Origin of the sequence: Alloscardovia criceti DSM 17774, from assembly GCF_000376885.1 — a bacterium.
Lineage (GTDB): Bacteria > Actinomycetota > Actinomycetes > Actinomycetales > Bifidobacteriaceae > Alloscardovia > Alloscardovia criceti.
In genome coordinates, this window is record NZ_AQXR01000011.1 from 508,368 (window position 1) to 530,754 (window position 22,387).

Sequence of the window (22,387 nt, forward strand, 5' to 3'; positions counted from 1 at the left end):
TTTCTGAGTGATATCTCATAAGGGCTTTGCAGCAATTCCAGCTGCAAAGCCCTTATGTTATACCTCGTGTAGCGCTCTCCAATCCCAAAAGCGCTTCCAAGAATGCGTAAGACCTTTCCTCCGCTCTGGATTGCGTTCTTGTTGGTAACTCCACATAAACTCGGCGAGCACGCCCGCTTGCTGGAATGCGTGTAATTGATAATCGAAGAAGTCTCGCCCAGAGGTGCCGTCTTTTTTGCTTTGTTCATTTTCTGCACACCACTCGCCCACGATGACGCCCGCTCCAGTTAGGCGTATCATACGCATGCGCAGTATCTGGATAGCATTCATAAGCGTGTAGAGGCCCGGTCGCAACTGCTGCTTATCGAGGAATGTCTGTATAAATCTCGGCAAGGACTGCTCTACTGTGGTGTAGTACACGTGGGTGTCAAAAGCAATATTGCGCATATGCCGCAGCTCGGTAGGAATTATTGGCAGCCAATGCATCAGGCGAAAACCATCGTGAAATACAATCAATTTATCGTCATCGATAACGGCTCGCAGGCGTTTATAGGCAGCTTTGTAGAATCTCAGCAAAAACGCAATCGGCACATGCGTAGAGCCTTCGGCTTCTTCGGGACGCCGTGCAGGATACCGTTTCTTGTTGGCACGAAAGATGCTCCGACTGGCGGGCTCGTTGAGCACTTCTATGCCGTAGAGCGCTTTGTGTTTGCCGTAACGGCGTCCCAGCCTTTCAAGCACGCCCAAGGCGAAGACTATCTCCGACTCTGTATGATGCCAGCGCACTACGCCGGATAATCCACCATTGTCAAAACCATTTTGACTTCCTGGCACTGTATGCAGATCCAGCAAAATCTGCATGGATCGCGCGCTTGCCCATTCAAAAGCCTTATCCACGTATTCAACGCACCCGATAAAAGGCGTGCGATCTCCAAAAACGAAATACGGTACGGGCAGACGCAGCACGGTAATCCCCGCCCGAGCCAGCGTATCAAAATCTTCTTCCGTGATATAGCTGTCTCGGTGAGCCGTCATGCGGTGTACACGCTCATCTAGGCTCAGATCGCGATTGAGCCACACTTCATCCTCGGCAGGAGTGCCCACAAAGGGCGTAGCATCCATCCATTTTTCGAGGACGAGCCAATTTCCTAAATTCACACCCTGAAGCATTGTCACCACTTATACCAGTACGGACCATATGAGCTGCAGGTTGAGCACAGTCAACACCGTAGCTACCACGTATCCCATTATTGTATTCCATCGGGCATTGGCATATTTGCCCATAATGGATTTTTTCGACGTGAAATAAATCAACGGGAAAATGGAGAAAGGCAATGCCAAGGACAAGAACACTTGCGAGTATACGATGAGCTCGTCCAGACTGTGCTCTTGCGAATGGGTAATCACGGCCACAATCACCACCGGTACGAGCGTCACCATGCGCGTGCCGAGACGAATAAGCCATTGCGGAGCCTTGATATGGAGAAAACCTTCCAGCACGATTTGGCCCGTTAAGGTGCCAGTAATTGTGGAATTTTGTCCGCTCGCCAGCAAGGCCACAGCAAATAAGGTAGCGACGAGTTTACTGGCCACCACGCCCGCAATTTGAGGGTCTGCCAGCGCATTGTACATCTGCTCGAAAGCCGTCACGTCTTGCGCATGACCATAAAAAACGCTAGCACCAAGAATCAGCAGCAACGAATTCACCACAAAAGCAATGCTCAACTGCACGTTGGAATCCCAGGTCATAAAACGTACCGCATTATCGAGTTCGCGCTCGGAGCTTCTATCTACTTTTCTCGTTTGCACGATGGACGAATGAAGGTATAAATTATGCGGCATCACCGTTGCGCCGATAATGCCCAAGCTTAAGGTCAGCATGGCTGTAGCATCGCCAGATTCAAGAAAACTCTGGGGTGTGGGTACATATCCCCACATGATGGCAGCCACGTCCGGACCGGAAATCTGCACGAGATAGCCAAAAATTGCGACAATGGTCAAAATCAGTACGGAGACGACGGCTTCGATTTTTCTGAAGCCTAAATGCATCAAGCCCAGGAGCACCACGACATCCAGTACCGTAATAATAATGGCCACGAGCAGCGGAATGCCAAAAAGCAAGTGTAAGGCAATGGCCGAGCCGAGAACCTCCGCCAAATCCGTGGCTACCAGTGCCAGCTCAATAATGACGAAGAGAATCCACCTCAACCATCGAGGCGAGCGCTCGGCTATGTGCTGAGCCAAATCCTGATGCGTGACCATGCCGAGCTTGCCGGACATATGCTGTAATTGCATCGCTACCAACGAGGACAGTAGCACCACACTGAGCAGCGCATATTTGAAGGTAGCGCCGCCCACAACGCTGGTAATCCAGTTGCCTGGATCCATATACCCCACAGCTACAAGCGCACCTGGGCCAAGGAAAGCATAGAAGTTTTTCCAAAAGGACGTGCTTTGTGGCACTTCGATGCTTTGGTTGACTTCAGACAGTGATAATTTTTTCGGCTTTTTACCGCTCATCACTGTTCCTTCCATTGTTTGATAATGGTGATGAAAATATCAGCATACTGATCTGCCTTCTTATGCCCAACTCCAGATAATTGAAGAAATTCCTCATAATTGAGTGGCTGCTGTGCGGCGCATTGTTTGAGGGTCTTATCTGCAAAAACCATAAAGGGTGCAATGCTCTGTTCACGTGCCAGCTCGAGTCTTTTTGCGCGTAAGCGTTCAAATAAGTCTGCAGGATAATCAACAGTGCTATCCACAGCACTTGTACTTCGCACTTTCGAAGTACGACGAGGCCGGGTAATAATGGGATGCGGATGCCTACAAAACTCGAAACCCAGCCGCGTCAAGCTGATACTGGCATACTGCGGATCGACAGCCAAATAATCGTCTGCAATCAAAATCTGAATGTACTTTTTGATAAGACTTTCATCCATATCTTTGAGCAAACCATAGGTGGAAATCTGATCAAATCCCTTATCACGCAAATCCGCCGTATTTCTCCCTTTGAGAATAGCCGCAACCTTACCCATACCCACGTTATAGTGCACGTGCTCAAAAATTCTGTACACACAGGAAAGAATCTTCAGGCTTTCTTGCGTAATATCCACCGTCGGCCCTGCATGAAGACAATTTGAACAGTCCTGACAGTCCTCCGCCAAATCTTCTCCAAAATATGCCAAGATGTTTTTGCGCAAACATTGAGAAGTTTGAGCATAACGAATCATTGCTCTAAGCTTGCGCGAAGCCAAAGGATTATGGCTCTCCTCCACCATATGCAAAGCGGACATCACATCAGAAGCACTGTAAAACAAGGTGCAACGACTTTTTTCACCATCGCGACCCGCACGACCTGCTTCTTGGTAGTACGCTTCCAAACTATTGGATATGCCGTAATGAATGACTTGACGCACATCGGCCTTATCAATACCCATGCCGAACGCATTGGTGGCCACCATAATGTCGATGTTGCCGTACTGAAAATCTTCCTGAATTTTCGTACGCTCCTGTGCATCCAAACCCGCGTGATAAAACCCTACACTTAAGCCATCTGCCTCGAGTTTTTCTGCAATTTTTTCCACGTCTTTTCGCGTCCTGCAATACACCACCGAGCTTTCTTCCGGCTGGAGTATATCTCGCATGCGCGCATAGCGATCGCGCGGCTCTTCTACCGCGAAATACAAGTTTGGACGATTAAAGCTCAGCACATATTCACGGTGCTCGTCCGGCATGCTCAGCTGCTCCACGATATCACGCTGAACCTCCGGCGTGGCGGTGCCTGTAAACGCCGCAATGCGCGGGCGTGCAGGAAAAGTGTGGATAAACGAAAGAATATTGCGATAACTGGTGCGAAAATCATGACCCCACTGGGAAATACAATGGGCCTCATCCACCGCTATCAGGCTGATATCCAGACTAGCGATGAGTCGTCTAAAATTTTGGGATTCCAAGCGTTCAGGTGCGACATACAGTATTTTTACTGCGCCACGCTCGATGGCGTGGAAGGTTTCAGCCATGGCATCGCTGCTCAAATTTCCATGCAGACCGCGAGCCTCGATACCATTGACTTGCAAAGAATCTACTTGGTCCTTCATCAAAGAAATAAGCGGCGAAATCACCAGCGTTATGCCTGGCATCATCAATGCAGGAATTTGATAGCATAAAGACTTGCCTGCAGAGGTTGGCATAATCGCAAGCACATCTTTGCCTGCCACAATGTCATCGATAATCTCTGCCTGTCCCTCGCGAAATGAGCCATACCCATACACCTCGCGAAGAATGTCTTCTTTGCTGCGCATTCGTCACCTCACCATTCCCGTATACAACCTACACTAGGCGGGCTATGTTTCATCCAATATTTCGCAGGGCACGACTCGCACGCACGCTGACTAGGGACAGAGGGAAGGCAAGCTTGCACAAGACACGATACTGTTTTTAGAATAACAACCATGAGCAAAGCAACGCTTCGGCAAACCCTCCTGACAGAAATGAAATCTCTCAACCGTGAAACCAAGGCTCAGCTAGACCACGCGTTGCTATCTCAACTCCTCGCACATCCGTGGTACGCATCCGCGCATACGATTGCCACGTATATGTCCATGGAGCACGAATTCAATACAAAACCCTTCATTGCACAGGCACTCTCTGACGGCAAGAAGATAGCCATCCCCCGCAGCTTCGCCCAGGGTCGCATGCAGTTTTATATCTACGATCCGCAGCATCTGGAGCTCAGCCACTTCGGCATCGAAGAGCCGACGTTGGATAGCGAACCCGTGGCCAGAGAGGACATTGATCTCGTGCATGTGCCCGCGCTCGCAGTCAATTCCACGCATCATCGTATCGGCTATGGTGCCGGATATTATGACAGATTTCTCGCGAATTTTTCTGCACACACCCTCAGCACAGTCTACGGTTTTCAGCTCGTCCATTTTGATGCTGATGCCTATGACATTCCTGTACAAGCCGTCATCAGCGAGTCAAACTAGTTTCTACCGTATACCTTTAGGAAAGGTGAAATCCTAGCCTTGGTGTGCCTTCCACTGACATTCGCCGACTTCCATGTGCGTAAATACGGCGTTAAAGGAAGAATCACCCGGACTGCAGGCGTAGACGCCAAATTTAATGGTTCCAGCCCCTGCATAAAAGTGGCATATTCGCATTTGCTGGAATTTTATGCCGTCTTCGGAGCATTCGAAGCAATAATCGGATTCGCGCCTGCTCAAGCGATACCACATAGACTTTTGGCTGACCGGAATTTCCGTGGTTGCCCAATCTGAGTAACCATGATTGGTAATAACCGAGCCGAGATGCTGAAACTCGTCATTTTCATATTCAATTGACGCCTTCATCCAGTTCTCACTATCCATATACGCCACGACACCGCACTGGTCAAAACGGTGATGACTATCGGAGAACTCCGTTTTTACGGTGAAGGAAAAGAAGGGTTCATCTGTGCTCATCTGAAGCACGGGGGCATTGTCATTTTGGAAATGATAGTACGTGCGCTGCCATAAATCTGTGCCTGGCTCCGTGCGGATTTCAATTCTCTGCGCACTGACCAGGGACTGCTGAGGCTCTCTGGTCCATTCGAGCACATCTGGAGACCACTGTGGAGAACATTGTGGAGACCACTGTGTCTTCATTATTTACCTCCCGAAATGTCACATGTAATTGTGTATTTTACTCAGTTCGTGAGGGGTCTTCCAACCTACATTGCATACGCACCACTGTGCCTTGAGCGATTTCGACAAGCTGTCCAAACGGAGTAAACCCACACTTCGTCCAAAATGCCCGGCTTTGCTCATTGCCCTCGAGATACGCCAATTCCACCCGCATTAAACCGTCTTTTCTCAGCTCTTCTTTGAGTTGGCTTATCAAGGAACTGCCTATACCCTTGCCGCTGTATGCAGCATTCACCATGAAAAATCCTATATATGCTGAGTCCTCATCTGGATACGACACGAGCAGGTCCACGAATGCCACCATCGTGGAGCCTTCAAAGTAGCCAATTACATACTTATCTTCGGCAGTTTTATCTGGTGGAATCTCCTGCAATTCGTCCCACAAGTGCTCGGGACTCAGATCTGCTGAACCATAGAGAAAGAATTGCGGATTTCCTAGCCCAATCTCGTATATCTGATGAGCATCTCGAGGCTGTAACAAGCGTACGGAAAACTGCTGCGATAATTGGTTGATATACATATCATCTCTTTCAGATTTTAGGAGTTTTCGGGTAACAGCGACATACCCGCTCCTTTGTAAGTTTGCTTGTATGCTTTCCATACTAGGAAATGCCGCGCAAAATGCGAAACCCCTTGCTTGAGTTCGTCGCGAATGCTATGCATCGCACTCTGCGCCTGTGCCATAATGAGGAATGAGTGGCATAAAAAGGATAAATATGAATACAGTTACTCTCAATAATGGCAAAAGTATTCCACAATTAGGCATCGGCACTTACCTCCTCTCTCCAGAGCAGGCGGAAAAATCTGTGAGCTTTGCGCTGGCACACGACTATCGTCTCATTGATACGGCCAATATTTATATGAACGAGAAGGCCGTGGGACGTGCAATACACGGCTCGCAGCTCAATCGAGAATCTATTTTTCTGACGACGAAAATGTGGCCTTCTGAGTTTCGCTATGACAAAGCTCGCAAAGCGATTGATACATCACTCAAGCGTTTACAGGTCGATTACCTCGACTTAGTATTACTCCACCAGCCTGCGGGAGACATTGCCGGTGCATGGAAGGCCTTAGAGGAAGCCGTAGCGGATGGAAAAATCAGAAGTATCGGCGTTTCTAATTTCAACATTACAGACGTGCAGAAATTGCTGGACAGCGCAAAGATCCCACCAGCTGTCAATCAAATTGAATGCCATCCCTATGCGCAGCAGAGCGAACTCAAGGCCTTCATGCGCCAGCACGGCATTGCAATCGAGGCGTGGTATCCGCTCGGTTCAGCAAACAAAGACCTCTTAGCCGAACCGATTTTTCACGCACTCGCTCAGAAGTATGACAAAAGTGTAGTTCAGATCATTCTGCGTTGGCATGTGCAAATGGGACATATTGTCATCCCGGGTTCGAGCAATACGGCACATATAGAAAGCAACATGAATATCTTTGACTTTGCATTGAGTGAGGCAGATATGGCAAATATTGCTCAGTTAGACAAGAATAAGCCGTTTATGCGTTTGCCGCGATTTGCTTTGTATTTTATGAAATTCTTGCGTACGAATTTCGATAACCAAGATTAAACTGCGTAGCTACGCATACACAAAGGGAGGGCATGCAATGCATGTCCTCCCTGAATTGAATGAACCTAAGCTAAATGAAAAAGTGCGCGCGTATTGCAGAGCACGCGTTACCGCTTAGCGGTTGATGGTGTAACCACCCGTGAAGCTAATCTTTTCCTGCACAGCCAAAGCAAGCTGCAAGAATCCGAAAGCTTCCAGCTCGCGTGCACGCTTCAATGAACCTGCATCGATAGCATCCAGACCTGCCGCCTTGACCACATCCGCCAAAGTCTTCTTTGCATCGTCATCATCACCGGCAATCTGTACAACAGTAGTATTCTCGCCTACCTTGCCCGAGGACAGTGTAGCTGCAAAGTTCGTATTGAAAGCCTTAAGCACCTTTGCTTCTGGAAGAAGCTCCTGCAATTGTGCTGCTGCTGAACCGTCAGCTGGGACTACCAAGGAGTCGAAAGTAGAGAAGTCCAGAGGATTTGTGATATCTACGACAATCTTGCCCGCAAGCTGCTCACCGTAATTGCGTGCAATCTCAGCCAATGCTGGGTAAGGCACAGCGAGCACGACAATGTCGCCATTAATTTGTGTGCCTGCAGGTGTGGACGCATCTACCGTCTGAGTGTCTACGTTTGCCTTCGCGAAAACACTGGAAATTGCCTGGCCCATGTTTCCCTTACCGAAAATTGTTGCTGTTGTCATTGTGACTCTCCTTGTGCTGATGTGGATTTTATCAATACCGTGCGCTTACTTTTTGTAAGTGATAATCTTATGTTAGTACTAATTATTTGTTAGTGTCAAATCGAAAAATGCGCTAAGATAGAGCACATGACAAAAATGAGCAACACTACCCCATATGAGAACCCGCAGAATTACAACGTTTTTGCCGTTGAATGTCCATCCAGAAAATTACTCACAGATGCGACACGCCGATGGAGTATTCTTGTACTTTCTGCCCTTTTAGCAAAACCCTTACGCTTTGGCGAGTTACGTCATGAAATCGAGGGCATTAGCGACCGCATGCTCTCCCAAACGTTGGTCTTATTGGTGGACGATAAACTGGTTTCGCGCACCTGTGATCCTGATACTCCTGTGTATTCACTCACCGAACCCGGAAAAATTATGGCCAACCAGGCCAATGAGCTTTTTACCGCTATCTACAAGGCATTAGACAATATGCCTCAGGAAGATATGCCTAAGCACGCGGAATAAAAGGAAGCGAGGATAATACATGTCATCCTCGCTTCCTTCCATCGTAGATCACTAGCCTCTACTGTGCCTTTATGCCGCAAATTTCATCGATAATCTGCAATTCTTCTGAGCTAAAATCGGTGGATTGCGTCACAGAAATATTTTCCACGATTTGCTCCGGACGCGAAGCGCCGATAAGCACCGAGCACACTTCATCATCCTTAAGAATCCACGACAAGGCCATCTGTGCGAGGCTCTGCCCACGCTGCATAGCAAGGGCATTCAAACGGGAAATTTGATCCAAACGCTCATCTGTCAACGCGCTGGCCTGTAAGAAACGACCATCATGAGCGATGCGACTGTCTTCCGGGATGCCATGGAGATATTTGTCGGTGAGCAGACCCTGCGCCAGTGGGCTAAAGGCAATAATGCCCATTCCTATCTCTTTGCAGGCCTTCTTCACCCCATCTTCTTCAATTTGGCGATTGAAAATCGAGTACGAACGCTGATTCACAATCAGTGGGCAATGCAATTCCTTCATAATTGCCACTGCCTTGCGTGTATTGTCCTCATCATAATTCGAAATACCCGCATACAAAGCTTTTCCACTATGAACGATGGATGCCAATGCTTCCATAGTTTCTTCCAATGGCGTTTCTGGATCCATACGGTGATGGTAGAAAATATCCACATACTCTACGCCCAGACGCTTGAGGCTTTGATCCACACTCGCGGTGAGATACTTCTTGCTACCCCAATTGCCGTAAGGGCCTTCCCACATGTCATATCCTGCCTTGGATGTGATGACGAGTTCATCACGGTAAGGCACAAAGTCTTCCGCCAAAATACGACCCAAATTGCTTTCGGCACTCCCATACACGGGACCATAATTATTTGCTAAATCAAACTGCGTAATGCCATTATCAAAGGCCGTGCGGCACATGGCCTTCATATTGTCATAGTTATCGCGACTGCCGAAATTATGCCAGAATCCTAAAGAAACCGCAGGAAATTTGAGGCCGCTGATGCCCACATGATTGTAAGTCATGGAATCGTATCGAGTGCTCTGTGCTTCGTACACATCTGCCATTGCTTATCTCCTTTGACGTGCGCATTTTCAAAATTGCAGGACCCAATGCAGCTTCCCTGCTGTATCCATCTGCGATGTTTGCGCTAACATTTCTAATACTAGCGTTATGAGTGCCCAAATGTACGTACGTGATGAAATAGAAGCACTATCAGATCTTGAATTAACGCCTCATATAGAGCAAGGGAAAAGGTTGACCCTCCTCATCTCGTTCCGCGCGCTTATACGTTTCAAATCCCAGATGTTCATAGAAACCCACTGCGCTCGGGTTTTGCTCATTCACGGTCAGCTCGTCGACACCGTATTCATCAATGCCCCATTCCAGCAGTGTTCTGCCTATTCCTTGACCACGAAATGCCGGGGAGATAAAGAGCATTTCTAAGCGGCGATGGTTTATGCCCATGAAGGCAATAGGTAGCTCATCAGAAATCTGCGCAACCACTAGGTGCTGGACTGATGCTATCGCCTGTGGCACAAAGGTTTTAATGGTTTCAACATCGTCAACGGTCAAAAAATAATGCGTTTGTCGTACGGAAGTCTCCCAGATATCGACTAAACCGTGGATGAGTTCTGGACTCAATGCTTCAATCCGACGGATTATTATAGGCAAGCCCGTTGCTCGCATACGCCCCTGTCCTTATACGCGTATCGCCTAAAGAAGATTTCCTTAGGCGATACAAGAAATTACTCACATACAGAGTTATTCTGCTTCGTTTATCTCCGTACTAATCTGCCACATCATGCCAAACTTATCCTCAAAGTTCGCATATGCTGGGCTCCAGAATGTCTCCTGCAGCTCCAAATGGACAGCATTCGCATCCGCAGACAACTTGTCGTAGATTTTCTGAGCCTCCTCCACACTGTCTACGATGATGCAGGCTGTCATATTGTAACCGTGCTTGTACTCCATATCCGGATTTTCATCCGAAATCATCAAACGCTGAGAACCAACTTTGAGCTGTGCATTCATAACCAAGTTCGCACGTTCTGGTGGCACCTCAGGATACTGATCTTTGAAGAGCGTCATGGAGATAAGCTCCGCATCCAGCGCTTTCTTGTAAAACTCCACGGCTTCCTGTCCGTTGCCGTCGGTGACCAGGTAAATTTCCAGTGACTTAATCATGGCGTATGCCCTTTACTCTGCTGAGATTTCTTTAATAGCGAAGTAATTTCCTTCATTATCTGGGAAATTGAAGAAACGCATGCCCGTAGCCTCCATAATTGGATTTGCCTTCACGCCATGCTCTATAAAGAACTGATAGGTCTGCTCCAAATCATCCGTTTGCAGCATGATGGAGGGAGTGCCTAAATTCAGTTCTGGATGCATTTTTTCGATCTTCTTCTTATCTTGAAGTACGAAACTGACATCGGAATCTGCCTTCGGCTTCAGCTCGTAAATCGTGCTGCCATCACCATCCGCAGATGGGAATGGAATCGCCTTTTCAAAACCCGCCTGCTCGGTCCAGAACTTAGCACTGGCTTCGAGATCGTTGACGTAAAGCATGACCTGTCCGATTGATGTAATCATATGAAATCCTTAAGAATGTAATGCACAATAGTGAAATGTAGAACCACTGCATCATGGTTTACATGTCCAATTTTATCAATTTTGCAAGTACGTCATCGTGCGACTGGCGTAAGTTAAATCACAGTGATTTGGTTTTCGGGCTGGTATATAAAAATGCGTTCATTGCGGTGGTTGTCCGCAATGAACGCAATCTCACAGTTGACAAGGCAGTGCGAGCTTGGCGGATAGACTATTCGTCCTCTTCTTCTTCAGATTCCGTCATCACCTCTACCTGTTTCTTTGGTTTGAAAATTGCTCCAAGAATCAGCGAGAGCAGCCAAGCCCCCACCACTCCGGCGAGTACACCGGCGGCAAAGGTCATCAGAGTTTTCTTTTGTTGATCGGCATTTTCGAAGCGCCTTCGCGCTTCGGCAAGAACCTCGTTATCCCAAATTTCTTTGTTCCACAGGTCTTTGTTGAAAAGTTCACTATTCATGAAGTCTTTATTTAGTATTTCTTTATCCCACATTTTTGACTCCTTTGTCTCAAAAGGCTTAAGTATTAGCCTAGCACTTGAGCACTTGAAGCGGAGGAAAATGTGGAGAGATTCACAAAACTCTACGGATATATACGGTCCAATTTCAGTAGTCCAGCAACCTCACGTAGCCATTCCACTCGCCGTACATGTGTTCCTTTTGCGTTTCCTGCATCAAACGTTCTAACGATTTTCTGTACGTTTCAGGGTTCTTTTTCTTGTAAAAACTTACGTTGTAGGCACGTACACGCTGATACAAGGGCGGAAATTGGCGGAATTTCGACCAGACACGCGCTTGCTTGAGTGCTGCTTCGAGTTCCGCGTCAATTTTGAAGTTTCGTGACCCCATGGAAGGTAGCACCTGCCGCCCTGCTGGCGTGTCATGAGGCCAAGTTTTTCAAGCCTGCGTACGCGTTCCTTGTTGAGCTCTGTCCATGGGCTGTCTCTCTTCCGAGGTGAAAATCTTTGGACGTACACGCCCTCCACAGACTGAATCTGCCCGTCAATCCGGCCGAAACACAAAGCTTCTTCTACTGCATCGAGATACCAGAATGTGTTTTTGTCCGTTGGGCGACCGCGTTTAACGTGGATCCAGCACTCTCTAGCCGTGGCGTGATTTATTTCCAACCACGGGCGAAATTCCTCACGGTTGTGAAGGGGCAAGATATCTGTAGCTTCCATAGTGTGCCTTCTCGTGAGGTTCCTTGAGAAAGGAGGAACAGAAAATGGTTAATCTAAACTCTCCCCGCAGAAAAACGTGAGATATGGATGCTGAATTTATCGTCTGATAAATTTTTCGTCCGCGTTGCCCGCGTCCTCTTCATCGGAGATGTACCTCTCCACAGTCATGTGCAAGTCGTACTTCTCCCGCAGCTCAGAAATGGTATCCATCATCGGTGATGCATGGTGGATATCTATGGCTTCCTGGTTGTCCCAACTATCTATGAGCAGTACGGTTTCTGGATCCTCAAAGGAAATAAAGTACTCATAGCGTAAATTGCCTTGCTCTGCACGAATCGCTTCCACCGTGCCTAAGCTCGTCATTTCTTCTGCAAACTTTTTTGCGTTACCCTTCACTCCTGTATATCGCAAATTCACTGTAATCGCCATACCGTCCCCTCCTCTATAGAATCCATCTATTTTCTTTCTAAAACCGTACGCGCATTTGATGCCACGCCACATTCCCGTGTGTAGATTTATCTGTGATACCTTCATCTTCAAAGCCGAATTTCGCATAATAGTTCACAAGCCGGTCTTTGCAAGTGAGTACGACGCCCTTACGACCTTGATTTTTCGCCTCTTCGATAGCCCGCTTGAGCAACTCCCCTGCATATCCTTTGCAACGGTACTCCGGCAAGGTGTTCACACCAAAAATCATTTGCCATGAGCCATTTTCGTTGTGCATCTCAGGGTTTTCGTACATCTCATCGCTAAGATCTGGCTCATCCGTTACGAATCCGTCCACGAATGCAATTAACTTTTCTGTGTTAAACATCAGCCAGAAGTGATTACCATAATGCTCCACGCGTCCTACGAAATCTTGCTCAGTTGCAGCCTCAGATGCAGGAAAACACTCCGCTTCTATGGCCGCGATGGCTGGAATGTCTGCGATTTCTGCGTATCGGATTGTCAAAAGGATCTCACTACTTTTTCTTATCAAACGACCTCATTTCCGCAAACAGTACCGCTACGAAAATAAGCTCTAATACCGCTACGGTACCAGCAACGGCGAAGCCGTTGAAAAGATTGCCAAGAATCAGTGAAACGACAGGTATTACGATTGAAAAGATCTGATAGCCCCTCGACTTATATACCCACGAGAAAGGCAATAAATGTGCACCGAACACCATGGCAAACACCATAATCATCTGTTCCGGCACGGCATTAAAAACCCACATGACGATAAGCAGGTACAAGATCTGATTCATATTGAAGAGTACGGCCAGCTTAATCAGCGGATTACCCTTCTCAAAGATGTCTACCTTCAAAGCCTTGCCAAAAATCCACGCCACAGGCATCAGCGGCGCTGCGCAACAAAAGACCAGGATATTTTTCACATCGATTTGAATATCCAGCACAGCCACCACCGCTATCAGTGACCATAACACCACGGATGCACAGATGAACGGCAAGCCCTTCTTCTGCGTGCGAATCATCTCATCTCTCAGCTCTTCGATGTTCATGGCGAACCTTTCGCTCGTAATCGCGGCGTAGCGAATTGGTGCTCCTAACGAAGAAACCGGGCAAAGTTTGCCAGCAAATTTGAGCATCATGGCTACTCTTTTATGATACCAAGCTTAGGATTTCGGCACTCAGGGAATCGACAAGCGGTACATCCCCTCCCGACAAGAAGGCACTGTAGAAGACCCTCTTCCACTCACATGCCAGCTGTGCTAATTATGGTTATACCCGAATTTTCTGGATTGTAAGATATCCTTCCACCACGCCTCCCGCTTGAGGATAACCTCATCATCCACTTTTGCATTGTAGTTCTCAAGAATGGAGTATTGGAAATTCGATTGTATGTACTCTAATCCTTCAGATTCAACAATCCGCTTGAGTTCCTTGTTACCGCCATGACCGTTTTCGGCATAGCTCCGCCAACGTTGAAGAAGCATGCCATTATTTCCGGTTGCGGAACCAACATAGAGTTTCCCATTGTTTGTATCCGTAATGAGATACACAGCCTTTTGACTCTCAAGGGCTGCAATCCAGTCCCTCTTGCCCCGATCCAGGATGCTTTTCAACTGCGGAAATGGGAGCTTTACACGATCGTAGCCAGGAAAATCGTCGTCATCGAAGGTGTCAGGCAGTATTTGGCTTACTTCTAATTCGTCTGCAACGGAGTTGAAATATCTCACTGATTGCTGAAAACTTTTATGGAATTTAATTATCGTTCGTCCGAAATAACCCTTGTGCTCGTTCATTGGAGTGCCGGTATAGTTGATACCGTTATACACCCCCAGCTCATTATCGACATTATCAACTGTGGTGAGTAGCCAATAGTCTCGACTTATTTGGACAAGACAAATAGCAATTTCCCCAACTCGAAAATATCCATTTGTGTTTCTCCAATACAACCATTGTTTATTAATCAAGTCAGGATTTGATTTAAAGATATCTATGGGATTTTCATATCCGTTATATTTATTGAATCTAACCTTTGCAATAGATGCTTGTTCTTCTGTAAGTCTTAATAAATCATTTAGCTTAATCATTCGGAACTCCAAAATGCAACTTTTACAGCCAATCCACCGAACTACTGGTTACTTGGATTGATGCACACTGTGTGTTAACCACTCCATTACTCATATAAGGGAAAGCTCTAGGCTCTTAACCAATATTCAATTAGTCTTCTAGCCTTCCCTAACGCTGTGTCGAATGTGGCCATAATGCGTTTGTATGGAAACTTCATGTCTTCTCTGTACCAGTGGAAAGTTTCTAATTAAAAGTTTCAAGTATACAAATATGCCATTCATGACTTATCGCAAGACCTTCTCCAACGGCTTACCCTGTGCCAGCTCATCCACCAATTTGTCAAGCCATCGCATCTTTTGCATCACAGGATCGTCGATGGTTTCCACCTGTACCCCGCAAACCTTGCCTTTGATGAGGTTTGCTCTCGGATTGATGGCAGGAGCATTGCTAAAGAAATCACCATACCTCGTGTCAAGGTCGACTCGCTCCATATCATAGCCCGTGAGCCATTCGATTACGGCATCCAATTCTTCCTTCGAACGCCCCTTGCGCTCCACTTTCTGAAGCAAAAGTGGATAAATTCTTGAAAGCTTCAATTCGGAAACATTTCGTCGTGCCGTAATCTCTCTCCGTTGTATTTCTAGCATTAATCGGTATTTAAGGAATCGCATGCTTGAGAATAAAGCCACTTAGCCTGACTTGCGACCATTTGCATATTCCATCTCTGATTAGTCTACCGTGATTGCTCAGGAAAATATCGCTTCTAACTCATCAGCAGCAAAACTCGAAAATGCTTTATCGCGTCAGCACCGCCACCGTCTCCACGTGATGTGTCATTGGATAAATATCATGCGCATGAATGAAGCTGAGTTCATAACCCAACTCCCTAAATGTAGCGATATCGCGGGCAAGCGATGCTGGATCGCAGGACACATAAATGACTGTCGAAGCCTCAGATTTCACAATCTGCTCTACGACCTTCCGACCAGCACCCGAACGTGGCGGATCCAAAACCACCAAATCTGGATGTGAGAACTCTGCAAAATTGGTCTTTACTCGGCGCAAGGTTTCCAGCACGTCACCGGCTATTTCCGTGATGTTATCTACATTATTGCGCAGAGCATTCTTCACGGCGGAGGACACAGCATCTTCCGAGCCTTCCACGGCCAACACATGGCCTTGAGGTACGATGCGTGAGGCAATTGGCATGGTAAAGAGACCGGATCCGGAGTACAAATCCCAGACCACGCTGTTTTCGTACACAGCACCCTTATCCACGCCGTATCCGCGGGCAAGCTTGAGCACATCGTTGACAAGAACTTGTGGAGCCATGCGATGCATTTGCCAGAAGCCAGAAGCCAGCACGCTGTATTCGCAGGCCTTACCATCGGCAAGCTCTACACGTTCGCGCACATATTCCTTACCCTCCGCGAGCTCTTGATTCACCATCAACGCCCAGTTGCCACTGTCGATAACCCCGGCCTGACCTTCTCGAGGCTCAGGTGCCGTAATGCGGATATGATCGCCCGGATTAAAACGACGGTTAAACAAGTCCAGATGCTCCGCCACTTGGAGTACCTGTCGCGAGGCCAACGGCATATCTTGCACACGCACGCGATCGTGTGATTCACGCCTACGCATAGAAACATAGCCCTCATCGTCCGCGATGAATTCCACGCGCGTACGCCAGTGCAAGCCGTTTTCTGCAACATCTTCCGGCACGCGCAACACAGGAACAGAAGGATTCTCCAGCTTGCCAATGCGCTTTAGCTGCTCTTCAATGCTGGCACGCTTCCATGCAAGCTGTCCATCCAGCGATACGTGCGTCAGGTCAGCGCCACCTACGCCGCCACCCCAAGCCAGTGGCCCGGCCAATGGCCAGCTGGGATCCACACGATCTGGGCTGACCTCGTAAACCTTCGTCACCTCGGCAGTCCAGAAACGATCCTTGCGATTATGTGGCTCATCAATGCGTACGCGTACCCTCTCGCCCGGCAACGCAAAGCGCACAAACACTACCCTGCCATCAATATGCGTGACGCAGCGTCCTTGATCTGCGAAACGCTCAATGGTGACGTCCGCTTCCAAGCGACCCTCGCCTACCTGCTCCAGCTGGCTTTCTTTAACCTCTTCAGTCACTTTTCTCTCCTCAATTAGGTGAACTCTCCTTGAGGAGTGTTCGAAGTTTTCTCTACAACGGTGCCTGATATGCGCACTAGCTAAGCGCTCTACTAATCGCTCGTCTCTTTCGCTTCTTCTCGAGTCTCCAGTAACTTCTTGCGCTGTGGAGCAACGATTATCCAGGACACGAGCAACATTAGTGCAAACAACGGAATGCCGGTAATAATTCTCGCAATGCCCAGTGCAGAAATATTGTGCGCCATATAAAGTGGCACTTCTACAGCCAGGCGAATGCCAAAACCGCAAATCCACACCCATGTAGCGTACACATAGGTTTTATAAAGGTCTTTCAGGGCATTGTCATGCGTAATCTGCTCAAGCATCCATCCTATACCGGGCTTTTTCGCTACGAGCGACACCAGTAAAGCACTAACGGCCACAGTATTGATCAATATGCCCGGGCTGTAGAAATCGCGTGCAGAATTCAGCATGGCCGCAAAAACCACAGAAATCAGCGTCACAATAACGCCGGAAAGTGCGCCCATGAGCGTTTGCCGCTGAATCAGCCGCGCAATAACAATCACCACGAGCAAAGCGCCTACGATAATGAGCGAAAGCACTAAGTCGGAACTGATAATGTAGCCGATGATAAAGACGAGGACAGGCAGGACGGCCTCGACTATGCCACGAATTCCACCAATCGCTTCCCATACGGAGAAATTATCCGTGGAATTCGCAATCGATTTCAAGCCTTGATTATTCTTTGTATCTGTCACTAGCGCATTTCCGAGAAGAGTGGACCACGGCGCAGCGTGTGCTGAACCTGGCTTTGCTGACCATAACCATTTGGATCATCTGGCTTTTCCAATGTGGAGTGGTCGTCTTCCTCGTCCTCAGCTGCCTTCTTAGCCGCTGCCGCCTCCATCTCCTTGACCTGTGAAGGGGTCAATGGACGGCTAAGGTAAATATGATCGCGTGGAGCCATAGGCGCATCGCCGCGCTCAATGACAATCTTGGAGAAGAAGTCATTCAGTGCCTTAGTTTCTTCTGCTTCCGAATCAGTGGCTGCTGGACCTGTGAAGATGGCACGAGCCATCCAACGCGGGCCATCCACACCTACGATACGGGACACTACTTCTTTGCCCTGCACCTGCACAGGAAGAAGAATTTCCTTGCCAAACTCACCATCAACTTCCTGAGCCTTTGAACGACTATCGAGGAATTCCTGGCGAATATCGTTCCAAATACCCGTCGACTTTGGAGCGGCAAAGATTTCCATCTCCAATGAGGAGTGCTGATACGTAATCGTTGCGCTGATGATATTGCCCTCGGGATTGGTGGCCTTCAACCTCAACTCGATGCCCAGAAGGAATGGCAAACGAATAGCGCCCATGTTCAAGTATTCATCATAATCCGGCGCATTTTCATCATTAATATCCCATGGTCCTCGAACGACTTCGTCCGAAGGATCCTCCTCGGTTTCTGAAGTATTCTCTAAAACTTCGTCACCTTCAACAGCCTTTTTCTTCTTACCGAAGCCGAAGAAACCCATATTTTTCCTTTCATAGGATGTACCGATTATCAAGATTACATGAAGAACCTGAAAAAATACTGAATGCCATGACGGATGTCATGGCATTCATAAAGTGTTACGCGTGCTCATGTGCGCCTACAGGCTCACACATCATAGCTAATAGTCAAAGGCGCGTGGTCCGACCAGCGATCATCATACGTTGGAGCCTTATCGATGACAAAGCCGCGAGCCGTGTGAGCCAACTCCGGCGTCGCAAACTGGTAATCGATACGCCAGCCTGTGTTGTTGTCAAACGCCTTACCGCGCTGTGACCACCACGTGTATGGACCTTGGATATCCCCCGCCAAATCACGCATGACATCGACATACTCGAGATCATCGATCCACTTATCAATGTATACACGTTCCTCGGGCAAGAATCCCGCCGACTTCTCGTTAGATTTGGCATTTTTGATATCGATAGGTGTATGTGCAATGTTGAAGTCACCGCACAGCACAGCCTGATTACCACCTGAAGCCGCAATATCTTGAAGCTCTTGCATACGCTGCGTCATAGTCTCCAAGAAACGGAATTTTTGCTCCATCTTATCCGGATGATCCACATTACCCGCATGGACATACACACTGACCACAGTAATGGTATAACCTTCGGGTGTTTGAATGTCGGACTCAATCCAACGACCCGAATCCACATCCTCTTCCAGGCCTTCCAAGCCGTAGCGCTGAGCCACCACAGGAAGAGCAGACAACAATCCAACGCCAGCCCTGCCCTTAATGCGACAGACCTCATTTTGCATGGCAAAAGGCGTGGTCATGCTTTCACCACGAGGAGAAGACGCATAAATGGCACCAATTTCGTTAAAAATTGGGTCAATTTCTGTCTGAGGAGCACGAACCTCTTGCATCGCCCAAATATCTGGCGTGTGCTGCTCCACCCAAGAAAACATGTCCTTGCGCTTCGCAGCACGAATTCCGTTGAGATTCGAAGTGGTAATCGAAATAGTCATAATCGGCTATTCATCCAATCCAAGTTCAAGTTTGCCGCCAGGAATTGCATCCAACAAATCGCGGGTGTACTGGGTTTGAGGGCTCTTGAAGACCTCATCCGTACTTGCATGCTCTACCAGTTTACCATGCTGCATTACTACTACCTCATCGGCAATCTGACGCACCACAGCCAAATCATGGGTAATGAACAGGTAGGTCAAGCCACGCTCAGCCTGCAAATCATTGAGCAAGTGGAGCACCTGATCCTGAACGAGCACATCCAGTGCGGATACCGCCTCATCAGCCACAATCACGTCTGGATTCAAAGCCATAGCGCGCGCCACAGCAATACGCTGACGCTGTCCACCAGAAAGCTCATTTGGATAACGACTCATCACGCTTTGAGGCATTTCTACCATGTCCAGCAACTCACGTACGCGTGCTTCACGAGCCTTTGCATCACCAATCTTGTGGATACGCAATGGCTCCTCAATGGAACGGAAGATGCTGTAGGTTGGGTCCAAAGATCCGTAAGGATTCTGGAATACCGGCTGTACATGACGCCTAAAGTCCAGCAAACGCTTGGCATCGAAGGAGTGAATATCCTCACCTTCATAGGTGACTGTACCGGAGGTCGGATCCAGCAAATGCAAAACCATGTTTGCCACAGTCGACTTACCGGAACCCGACTCGCCTACAATCGCCAGAGTGGTACCACGCTTTACATCGAAGGACACATCATCTACTGCTTTAAACAGTTCACGACGACCTGGTACCTTGAATTCACGCACCAAGTTCTTTACAGAAATAATGGTGTCGTTGAGATTTTCAGGATGACCAGCTGCAGACTGCTCCGAGTGAATCAGTGCACGTTCTTTAGTGGATTCCATCCGCTTCGAAGCCAGAGATGGCGCCGCTGCTACCAAACGCTTGGTGTATGGGTGCTGTGGGTGCTGCAATACCTCAAGGCTTGGGCCGGACTCTACAATGTGGCCCTTATACATCACCACGATATGCTGGGCGCGTTCTGCAGCCAAGCCCAAATCGTGAGTAATAAAGAGCACAGCCGTGCCCAAGGAATCCGTCAAGGTATGCAAGTGATCCAAAATCTTCTTCTGCACCGTTACATCCAGTGCGGAGGTTGGCTCATCCGCGATAAGCAAACGTGGACGTGCAGCCAAACCCATAGCAATCAACGCACGCTGGCGCATACCACCGGAGTACTCATGAGGATACTGACGTGCACGCATAGCCGCGTCAGGCAAGCCTGCCTCATCCAGCAAACCCGCGATGCGGTCGCTCATGGAGGATCCTGTCACATACTTTTCTGCCAGTTCAGCCGCTACCGTCTCACTGATGCCCGCCTGAACCATGTCATGACGCACATTCCAGCGGGTAATCGAGCCTGGCGTCCAGGTCTGCTCCCATGTAGAAAGGATCTCGTCAGAAACGATACCCTGTGCAGCGTCCTTAGCGGCTGCCAGCAACTCATCGCGCTGAGCTGAGCCCAAGAAAAGCTCATCCTTGTCATCGCGAATATTGCTCATCGCAGTCTGTTCGGCTGCCGTGAGATTCAGCCCATCGGCCAAGGCGATGCGCTGCTCCTTTGTGATGTCAATGTTATTGGCCACCAGCGATTCTTTAATCTGGGACTCAATGCGGTACACAGGATTCAAATTAGACATAGGATCTTGCGGCACCAAGCCCATCTTCGAACCGCGAATAGCCTCAAACTGCTTTGCCGTGTAGTGAGAGATCTCCTCACCTTCCAGCTTGATACTTCCAGAAGTGATATGACCGGTACCTGGCAGCAGACCTAAAGCGGCCATAGCGGATGTGGACTTACCGGATCCAGATTCACCTACAATAGCGACCCATTGACCTGGGTAAACATTAAAAGTAGCACTGTTCACCGCTTTGACATTGCCCGCAGAAGTATTGAATTCTACGTGCAAGTCCTTTACCTCAAGCAGAGGAGATGGAATATTTGTATTTTCTGTCATTACTAAACTCCTCTTTTACTCCGTGCGGCTCTTTGGATCCAAAGCATCGCGCACTGCATCACCGAGCATAATAAATGCAAGGGCGGTAATAGCCAGAGCAACAGATGGGTAGAACAAAATCATTGGCTGTGTGCGTAGCATGGTCTGAGCGGTGGAAATATCGCCACCCCAGCTGACATTGCCGGAAGGCATACCCAAACCTAAGAAGCTCAGTGTAGCTTCGAGCACGATGTAGCTTGCCAAGGAGGTTGTACCGACGACCAGCACCGGAGCCAACGCATTAGGGATAATGTGACGGAACAGATTGCGAATAGGTGTGGATCCCAAAGCAGTGGAAGCCGTATTGAATTCAAGATTCTTCGCCTCGAGCACAGAGCTTCGAGCAATACGTGCAATAGAAACCCAACCAAACATGGCCATCACGAGCACAATCTTCCAGATAGAAGTAGATGTGCGGAACATTTGAAGTACAACGATTGCACCCAGCAAAAGTGGCACGGCATAGAAGATATCAATCAGACGGGAAAGAATCGAATCAACCCATCCACCGAAGAAGCCAGCTACTGCTCCGATAATGCCACCGAGGAGGATCACAAGCAGTGTAGTCGCAATACCCACGGTCAAAGAGGTACGTGTACCGTAAATCACGCGCGCATAGATATCGCAACCCTGTACATCGAAACCGAATGGATGTCCAGCTGTAGCTGGTTCCTTCGAATAGTCCAAGGTGCAGAAATTTGGATCAAGATTGGTAAAGACCTTCGGGAATAATGCCACGAAAACGATGAAGGCAATGACCAAGGCGGCCACGATAAACAGCGGATTCTTACGCAAGCTTCGCCATGCATCTGCCCACATGCTCGTTGCAGGCGCGTCTGTGTCTACAGCATCTACTGCCTGCAATGGAGTCTCGTCAATTGGCGCAACGTAGCGCTCTTGACCTGGTAATGGAGAATTATTATTAGTCATTCGTCA

The 22,387-nt window shown here is 48.3% G+C and carries 25 protein-coding genes and 1 pseudogene; 3 read left to right on the plus strand and 23 right to left on the minus strand.

Annotation, left to right across the window (positions count from 1 at the left end; translation table 11 throughout):
- Positions 1 to 57: 57 nt before the first annotated feature.
- Genes D570_RS08785 through recQ form a run of 3 tightly spaced genes read right to left on the minus strand, consistent with a single transcriptional unit; the run spans position 58 to position 4,304 of the window.
- The gene (locus D570_RS08785) at positions 58 to 1,170 is read right to left on the minus strand and encodes a glycoside hydrolase family 5 protein (protein ID WP_018143785.1); all 1,113 of its coding nucleotides are present in this window, start codon (positions 1,168 to 1,170) and stop codon (positions 58 to 60) included.
- A 9-nt stretch (positions 1,171 to 1,179) separates the two neighbouring features.
- Complete coding sequence (locus D570_RS0107555) at positions 1,180 to 2,520, minus strand: Nramp family divalent metal transporter (RefSeq protein WP_018143786.1); 1,341 nt, start codon at positions 2,518 to 2,520, stop codon at positions 1,180 to 1,182.
- Entirely contained in the window at positions 2,520 to 4,304 is a 1,785-nt protein-coding gene (recQ, locus tag D570_RS0107560) for a DNA helicase RecQ (RefSeq protein WP_018143787.1), read from the minus strand. The genes D570_RS0107555 and recQ overlap by 1 nt, the downstream gene beginning before the upstream one ends.
- 150 nt (positions 4,305 to 4,454) lie before the next feature.
- On the opposite strand from recQ, the gene D570_RS0107565 reads away from it, so the two are divergent.
- Entirely contained in the window at positions 4,455 to 4,991 is a 537-nt protein-coding gene (locus D570_RS0107565) for a 5-formyltetrahydrofolate cyclo-ligase (protein ID WP_018143788.1), read from the plus strand.
- A gap of 33 nt (positions 4,992 to 5,024) precedes the next feature.
- Here D570_RS0107565 and D570_RS0107570 read toward each other — a convergent pair whose 3' ends face one another.
- Both D570_RS0107570 and D570_RS08790 read right to left on the minus strand, forming a co-directional pair.
- Positions 5,025 to 5,648 carry a DUF1349 domain-containing protein gene (locus D570_RS0107570; RefSeq protein WP_018143789.1) on the minus strand — a complete coding sequence of 208 codons (624 nt, stop codon included), beginning with the start codon at positions 5,646 to 5,648 and terminating at the stop codon, positions 5,025 to 5,027.
- Between the two features lie 37 nt (positions 5,649 to 5,685).
- Positions 5,686 to 6,207: a GNAT family N-acetyltransferase gene (locus tag D570_RS08790; RefSeq protein ID WP_169331239.1), complete on the minus strand. Its 522-nt coding sequence runs from the start codon at positions 6,205 to 6,207 to the stop codon at positions 5,686 to 5,688.
- 196 nt (positions 6,208 to 6,403) lie between these two features.
- Between D570_RS08790 and D570_RS08795 the strand changes: the two genes are divergently transcribed.
- The gene (locus D570_RS08795; protein ID WP_018143791.1) at positions 6,404 to 7,258 is read left to right on the plus strand and encodes an aldo/keto reductase; all 855 of its coding nucleotides are present in this window, start codon (positions 6,404 to 6,406) and stop codon (positions 7,256 to 7,258) included.
- Between the two features lie 114 nt (positions 7,259 to 7,372).
- On the opposite strand, the gene D570_RS0107585 is transcribed toward D570_RS08795, so the two are convergent.
- Positions 7,373 to 7,951 carry an NADPH-dependent F420 reductase gene (locus D570_RS0107585; RefSeq protein WP_018143792.1) on the minus strand — a complete coding sequence of 193 codons (579 nt, stop codon included), beginning with the start codon at positions 7,949 to 7,951 and terminating at the stop codon, positions 7,373 to 7,375.
- Positions 7,952 to 8,077: 126 nt separating this feature from the next.
- On the opposite strand from D570_RS0107585, the gene D570_RS0107590 reads away from it, so the two are divergent.
- Complete coding sequence (locus tag D570_RS0107590; protein ID WP_018143793.1) at positions 8,078 to 8,461, plus strand: winged helix-turn-helix transcriptional regulator; 384 nt, start codon at positions 8,078 to 8,080, stop codon at positions 8,459 to 8,461.
- Positions 8,462 to 8,519: 58 nt separating this feature from the next.
- Here D570_RS0107590 and D570_RS0107595 read toward each other — a convergent pair whose 3' ends face one another.
- The 17 genes and pseudogenes from D570_RS0107595 to D570_RS0107675 all read right to left on the minus strand — a co-directional run bounded on the left by D570_RS0107595 (position 8,520) and on the right by D570_RS0107675 (position 22,381).
- A complete protein-coding gene (locus D570_RS0107595) occupies positions 8,520 to 9,530 on the minus strand; it encodes an aldo/keto reductase (RefSeq protein WP_018143794.1) in 1,011 nt (336 codons plus the stop codon).
- Between the two features lie 160 nt (positions 9,531 to 9,690).
- Positions 9,691 to 10,152 carry a GNAT family N-acetyltransferase gene (locus D570_RS0107600; RefSeq protein WP_018143795.1) on the minus strand — a complete coding sequence of 154 codons (462 nt, stop codon included), beginning with the start codon at positions 10,150 to 10,152 and terminating at the stop codon, positions 9,691 to 9,693.
- A gap of 75 nt (positions 10,153 to 10,227) precedes the next feature.
- Positions 10,228 to 10,650, minus strand: coding sequence for a VOC family protein (locus tag D570_RS0107605; protein WP_018143796.1), 423 nt, complete (start codon positions 10,648 to 10,650; stop codon positions 10,228 to 10,230).
- A gap of 12 nt (positions 10,651 to 10,662) precedes the next feature.
- The gene (locus D570_RS0107610) at positions 10,663 to 11,055 is read right to left on the minus strand and encodes a VOC family protein (RefSeq protein WP_018143797.1); all 393 of its coding nucleotides are present in this window, start codon (positions 11,053 to 11,055) and stop codon (positions 10,663 to 10,665) included.
- 229 nt (positions 11,056 to 11,284) lie between these two features.
- A complete protein-coding gene (locus D570_RS0107615; protein ID WP_018143798.1) occupies positions 11,285 to 11,563 on the minus strand; it encodes a hypothetical protein in 279 nt (92 codons plus the stop codon).
- Between the two features lie 112 nt (positions 11,564 to 11,675).
- Positions 11,676 to 11,918 (minus strand): YdeI/OmpD-associated family protein, encoded by a 243-nt coding sequence (locus tag D570_RS09770; protein ID WP_018143799.1) that lies wholly within the window; start codon positions 11,916 to 11,918, stop codon positions 11,676 to 11,678.
- A gap of 428 nt (positions 11,919 to 12,346) precedes the next feature.
- Positions 12,347 to 12,679 carry a putative quinol monooxygenase gene (locus D570_RS0107625; protein ID WP_018143800.1) on the minus strand — a complete coding sequence of 111 codons (333 nt, stop codon included), beginning with the start codon at positions 12,677 to 12,679 and terminating at the stop codon, positions 12,347 to 12,349.
- 37 nt (positions 12,680 to 12,716) lie between these two features.
- The gene (locus tag D570_RS0107630) at positions 12,717 to 13,202 is read right to left on the minus strand and encodes a GNAT family N-acetyltransferase (protein WP_018143801.1); all 486 of its coding nucleotides are present in this window, start codon (positions 13,200 to 13,202) and stop codon (positions 12,717 to 12,719) included.
- Between the two features lie 10 nt (positions 13,203 to 13,212).
- Entirely contained in the window at positions 13,213 to 13,752 is a 540-nt protein-coding gene (locus D570_RS0107635) for a DUF7010 family protein (RefSeq protein ID WP_026181973.1), read from the minus strand.
- Positions 13,753 to 13,962: 210 nt separating this feature from the next.
- Positions 13,963 to 14,787, minus strand: a complete 825-nt coding sequence (locus tag D570_RS0107640) for a GIY-YIG nuclease family protein (protein ID WP_018143803.1) — start codon at positions 14,785 to 14,787, stop codon at positions 13,963 to 13,965.
- A gap of 264 nt (positions 14,788 to 15,051) precedes the next feature.
- Positions 15,052 to 15,363: a DUF2200 domain-containing protein gene (locus D570_RS0107645; protein WP_211204898.1), complete on the minus strand. Its 312-nt coding sequence runs from the start codon at positions 15,361 to 15,363 to the stop codon at positions 15,052 to 15,054.
- A 199-nt stretch (positions 15,364 to 15,562) separates the two neighbouring features.
- Positions 15,563 to 16,906 (minus strand): class I SAM-dependent RNA methyltransferase, encoded by a 1,344-nt coding sequence (locus tag D570_RS0107650; RefSeq protein ID WP_018143805.1) that lies wholly within the window; start codon positions 16,904 to 16,906, stop codon positions 15,563 to 15,565.
- Between the two features lie 92 nt (positions 16,907 to 16,998).
- Positions 16,999 to 17,664 carry a DUF3159 domain-containing protein gene (locus tag D570_RS0107655; RefSeq protein ID WP_018143806.1) on the minus strand — a complete coding sequence of 222 codons (666 nt, stop codon included), beginning with the start codon at positions 17,662 to 17,664 and terminating at the stop codon, positions 16,999 to 17,001.
- Positions 17,664 to 18,440, minus strand: coding sequence for a DUF3710 domain-containing protein (locus tag D570_RS0107660; RefSeq protein WP_018143807.1), 777 nt, complete (start codon positions 18,438 to 18,440; stop codon positions 17,664 to 17,666). The genes D570_RS0107655 and D570_RS0107660 overlap by 1 nt, the downstream gene beginning before the upstream one ends.
- Positions 18,441 to 18,565: 125 nt before the next feature.
- Positions 18,566 to 19,429, minus strand: coding sequence for an exodeoxyribonuclease III (locus tag D570_RS0107665; protein WP_018143808.1), 864 nt, complete (start codon positions 19,427 to 19,429; stop codon positions 18,566 to 18,568).
- 6 nt (positions 19,430 to 19,435) lie between these two features.
- Positions 19,436 to 21,385: pseudogene (locus tag D570_RS0107670) on the minus strand (dipeptide ABC transporter ATP-binding protein); the annotation flags it as partial.
- Between the two features lie 42 nt (positions 21,386 to 21,427).
- Complete coding sequence (locus D570_RS0107675) at positions 21,428 to 22,381, minus strand: ABC transporter permease (protein ID WP_018143810.1); 954 nt, start codon at positions 22,379 to 22,381, stop codon at positions 21,428 to 21,430.
- Positions 22,382 to 22,387 lie beyond the last annotated feature (6 nt).